The organism is Bacillus cereus group sp. BfR-BA-01309 (genome assembly GCF_022664315.1).
GTDB classification, from domain to species: domain Bacteria; phylum Bacillota; class Bacilli; order Bacillales; family Bacillaceae_G; genus Bacillus_A; species Bacillus_A mobilis.
In genome coordinates, this window is the sequence record NZ_JAKUHE010000083.1 from 1 (window position 1) to 265 (window position 265).

A 265-nucleotide genomic window follows, 5' to 3' on the forward strand; every position below is an offset into this window, starting at 1 on the left:
CCCGAAGCATATCGGCGTTAGTCCCGTCCTTCATCGACTCCTAGTGTCAAGGCATCCACCGTGCGCCCTTTCTAACTTAACCAAACTAAAAATTAAAAAATATGAGCTACACTGTTATCTAGTTTTCAAAGAACATACATTTATATATGAGAGATAGTTCTCTCAAAACTGAACAAAACGAAACACGGAAACTTATATTGATGAACAGCGTTCATCAATTCTCCATAGAAAGGAGGTGATCCAGCCGCACCTTCCGATACGGCTA

The 265-nt window shown here is 40.8% G+C and carries 1 rRNA gene; it reads right to left on the reverse strand.

Going from position 1 to position 265, the window contains the following annotated elements:
- Positions 1-82 (reverse strand): 23S ribosomal RNA (locus MR115_RS29740); the annotation flags it as partial.
- Positions 83-265 lie beyond the last annotated feature (183 nt).